The 4,000-nt window shown below is 46.5% G+C and carries 4 protein-coding genes and 1 pseudogene; all 5 read right to left on the bottom strand.

Going from position 1 to position 4,000, the window contains the following annotated elements:
- A pseudogene (locus tag PSE69_RS18245) lies at window positions 1–545 on the bottom strand (lipase family protein); the annotation flags it as partial.
- Window positions 529–1,389: a DUF4123 domain-containing protein gene (locus PSE69_RS18240; protein ID WP_121874574.1), complete on the bottom strand. Its 861-nt coding sequence runs from the start codon at window positions 1,387–1,389 to the stop codon at window positions 529–531. The pseudogene PSE69_RS18245 and the gene PSE69_RS18240, both read right to left, overlap by 17 nt.
- Window positions 1,389–3,362, bottom strand: a complete 1,974-nt coding sequence (locus tag PSE69_RS18235) for a type VI secretion system Vgr family protein (protein ID WP_121874575.1) — start codon at window positions 3,360–3,362, stop codon at window positions 1,389–1,391. Before PSE69_RS18235 ends, PSE69_RS18240 begins: the two co-directional genes overlap by 1 nt.
- A 33-nt stretch (window positions 3,363–3,395) precedes the next feature.
- Entirely contained in the window at window positions 3,396–3,671 is a 276-nt protein-coding gene (locus PSE69_RS18230) for a PAAR domain-containing protein (RefSeq protein WP_272675308.1), read from the bottom strand.
- Window positions 3,672–3,744: 73 nt separating this feature from the next.
- Window positions 3,745–4,000: type VI secretion system tube protein TssD (gene tssD / locus PSE69_RS18225; RefSeq protein WP_272675307.1), on the bottom strand; the 256-nt coding region annotated here is incomplete at its 5' end.

Raw genomic sequence — 4,000 nt, 5'->3', positions numbered from 1 at the left:
TAAGCATTGACCATGTCATAGTCTGGGGTGTGGCTGAGAATTAGCGACCATGCTCTAAATGGACAGACTTCTATCACATGACGTTGATTAAAATCTTCGCCCATGAACTTCAATCCGTTGAATTCATCTTCTTTGGGAAAATGATAATGGGGTAGTCCAAAACGAGCGGATTCCCATTTATCGATATCCGGGGCTTTATCGCATAATTCCCCGATAACTGCATACCGATAGGAATAGCCTTGTAATAGTGCATCCGGTTTGACGGTCGAGTGAGCCTCCCCTCGAAGGGTTCTCAGTGGGCGTTTTTCCTCATCGGTGAGTTTTTGAGCCTCAATGGTCAATGTTGCCACCGTACGAGGTAAGTCTTCTTGCCTCAAATACCCTTGTGCATCAGTAACACCTTTTCTAATAACCCCATTACGAACTTTTAAGGTGTAAGACAAACCTGCCAAGGGCTGATTCTGTTCATCAACCAGCACACATTCTATCCATGCCTTGCGCTTAGAACAATCTGCACAATAAGGGTCATTATACTGATACGGCATTGGCACTCCTTGTCATGTCGGGTAAATAGCCTTTTTCATCAAGGTAACGCAAAAATAAATCATCAAAGAGATACGCGGTGTCTAAGCGCTTTTGTTGACACTCGTCCATCCATTCACGGATAAGCGCAATTAAACGCCCTTCTGGCTCATCTAACGAGTCAGCTAAGGTCGGATGGTTTTCCCAAAATTGAATATAAAAATTATCAATCACATTCAGATAGGCTTGTTCTGAATTTCGCCAGACCTTAATCAACACTTCACTGAGAATATAATCAGCAGGGCTAATGAACGGCTCTGCATATGGAGGGCGTGAATAAATCACCTTCGTTTCACTCTCTTCAATAAAGCAGTCCTCAACGGGCATCATCAGTAATGCCCAGTCGCCTCGGCCTAATTTAGGTAACAACGTACGCGCAATGCGAGCATCAAAGAAGCGAAAAATGATTTTCTCCTCCCCCATCCAAGCAAATTGGTATTTTTGCCAGTGGGTGATTTGGGTACGCCAATCCAATTGACTTTGATATGCCCAGCCCCAACTGGGGTCGCTAAACGGCTCACTGTCTAACATTTTACCGAGGTGAAATAGTTGTGACCGTTTGACTTTCACGAGCCACGGGCTCACTTCCGCTAAATGTGCTAATGCCGTTCCGTGGTATATCGGGAAGGCTTCCTCAATCCAATCATGAGCATAAAACCGTTTAACCGGATTGGGGTCTGATAGGGTATTAATCAAAAAATACACATCATTTTGTGGGGTCGCCGTTAACCAGGATAACCAGGTTGAGCATGGGGTCGAAATTGATGTTTGTGTGAGCATCTGTTGTTGTATCACTGTCTGTGGCATTACTCGTCCTCATTCGGCTTCACGGTTAATCCCCCCGCTTGCTGCGCGGCTATGGCACAGTATTTTTTGACGGGGTACGGTGGCTGTTCAAACGGCGCGACGCCTTCTGGCAATTCCAAAGCAACTGAGGCGCCACTGCCGGCACTGCCACCACCGACCACCATATCGCTAGAGGTAAATATCGTGCCGGGCGTAATACGAATAAAACTGCCCCCCACTTTCAACGTGATTTCCGTATTCGCTTCCAGAACGATTTTCCCGCCGCTGACTAAATGGGTTTGCTGGCTGCTTTCATGCACCGTTTTCCCGTCAACTTGTGTCTGTTGGTCACCTTCGATATGCAAAGAGGCGTTGCCTGTAATATTTTCCTTTTGGCTGCCTTTGAGGATGAAATGCTCATTGCCTGCAATTTCTGTAAAACGGTCGTTATCTATACGATGTTTAGCGTCATGCTGAATATGCCAATGCGTATCGTGTTCAATGTGCACATTCATGTCGCGTTGGGCATGGAAATAAATTTCCTCTTGGCCTGCTCTGTCTTCAAAACGCAATTCGTTAAAACCGTCCCCTTTGTGGGTTTGGGTTTTAAACGTAGTGCGGGTCATCTCATTGGGGAGATTTAACGGCGGTGCATTGCGCCCATTATAAGTACATCCCGTGATAATTGGCCTATCAATATCCCCATTCAGATAGCTGACAAGCACTTCCTGACCGATTCTGGGTATCGCCATAAATCCATATCCATCCCCATTCCAACCTTGTGCGACACGTACCCAACAAGAGCTGCTTAAATCAGGTTCACGATATCGGTCCCAGTGAAAATAGATTTTCACTGCCCCGTCTTTGTTCGTGTAGATTTCTTCCCCATCCGGCCCAACCACAGTCGCCAATTCATCCCCATCGGCGGTGGGTTTATGAATAAACGGCGGGCGCCAATCTAGTTCACTCGGAATAAAAGTCAGTTGATTGGATAAAGTCGTACCTTCGCCACCACTATTATCTGCTAAAGGTTGAACTCCGTGATGAGAAACCGACACCACTTGCCAATGGCGGTTCATGTCAAGATTCGGGTGGGATGACAATGAGAAAATTTTACCCGGCATCAAAGCAAAGCAGTTAGTGGTCGCACTACCGACACAACGGTATTGCTGACTCCCTTCATGGCGAAGCGCTGTAAAGCGGTCTGCATCCTCTTGGGTTTGAAAACGTCCATAACTTTCGTAAAAGGGGTGCTGACCATGCACATCCCCTTTTATTTCATGTTCTAATGGGTAAGAGGGGCGCTCAGGATTGTAATCCTTATAGAGGGTTTTGCCAGATAGCAACGACTCGCGATAGCGCCAGTGATACGCAGTATGGTCTTGGGTATCGGTATCGTATTGGGGGTTATACACCAAATCAATTCCCGCCGTCATTCCCAAATGAGAATCGCTATAAAACAGCCGAGGTTCTTGCCCTGCATCTTCAAACCAAAAGCTAATGCCTTCTTCAGCAGCTAAACGACAAAAAAATTGGTAATTGGATTCGCGTTTCTGCGTGATGTAATCGCGTTTCGGGTAAGGTGCTTTTGCGTAAAACTTGCAATCCGCTTTAATGTGGGATTCTGACAACAGCTGTTGAAGTAAATCAGGCACAGTCATCTGACGAAAAATACGGCTATTTTGCCCTAATGACATTACCCAGATTTCAGGGCGAATAATAAAATGATACCACGTTCGGTTACCGTCTGTATTTTGTTGTTCTGCGCTGGCTAATAACCCGCGTACAGTACGTATCGGTTTACCATTCCGCATCACGGTTAATGAGCAGGCGAATCCCAACATGTCATCAAATGGAATGGAAGGAAGCGCGCTGACGACCGTTAGCGATAAGGTAAACAACTCAGACAAGTGCTCTGTCAGTTGAAATTCAGTCACCGCAAACGTATCTGGTGGTACACCTTTAAATTGACAGGTAAAAACCAATCCATCCATACCGATATACCCTTATAAATTCAAAAGAAAAGCTCAACACACCAAGCGATTTACCCCGTAGACACACCCACATTGCACAACCGAACCTTCAACGGCAACGTAGCGTCCGTGCAATATCATGCCTTCCTCTCCTGTCACCAGCGTGCCCTCTTTTTTACATTGTGGGCAACGTGTGGCTTTGTCACCGACCCGTAATACACGAGTGCCGTCATTGGTGACTGTTGAGATACTGGCTAGGCAAGTTGCCCCTGTGGTAGTTTTGTCTTGATGTAATCCGGCTTTTTTCCCTTGCACTGTGGTTCTTGCCATGCAATGCCTCCCACGTAAAATGCGCGAACTACACAAAAATAATCGCTCACGCATTGGAACAGTATCTTATAAATTACGCTTCGAGCGGTGCGCGCCAGTCATCGGCACCTGATGTGCCTGCAACCGTGTGTTCCCAGTCCACTTTACGGTAAGACAGAGACACTTCGATAAGCTGCGTGAAATCGGCTTTCGCTGGGTCTTGGCAATGCGGCATCTGGCAATCGATGTTAACGATAGTCGCATCCGTCAGTGTGGTGGTGAAGAAATGCTCTTGTTTCCCTTCAACAGACGTGCGATACCATTTCAGTTCCACTTTTGGCAGCATTTCG

This window comes from Providencia sp. PROV122 (genome assembly GCF_028482365.1).
GTDB classification, from domain to species: Bacteria; Pseudomonadota; Gammaproteobacteria; order Enterobacterales; family Enterobacteriaceae; genus Providencia; species Providencia stuartii.
The sequence above is the reverse complement of the archived record's forward strand: the minus strand, read 5'-3'. Positions and strand labels throughout refer to the sequence as shown.

What these genes read in the sequence shown, in the direction of transcription:
- PSE69_RS18240 (WP_121874574.1), bottom strand. Translation starts at nt 1,389, where the DNA reads ATGCCACAGACAGTGATACAACAACAGATGCTCACACAAACATCAATT.
- PSE69_RS18235 (WP_121874575.1), bottom strand. Translation starts at nt 3,362, where the DNA reads ATGGATGGATTGGTTTTTACCTGTCAATTTAAAGGTGTACCACCAGAT.
- PSE69_RS18230 (WP_272675308.1), bottom strand. Translation starts at nt 3,671, where the DNA reads ATGGCAAGAACCACAGTGCAAGGGAAAAAAGCCGGATTACATCAAGAC.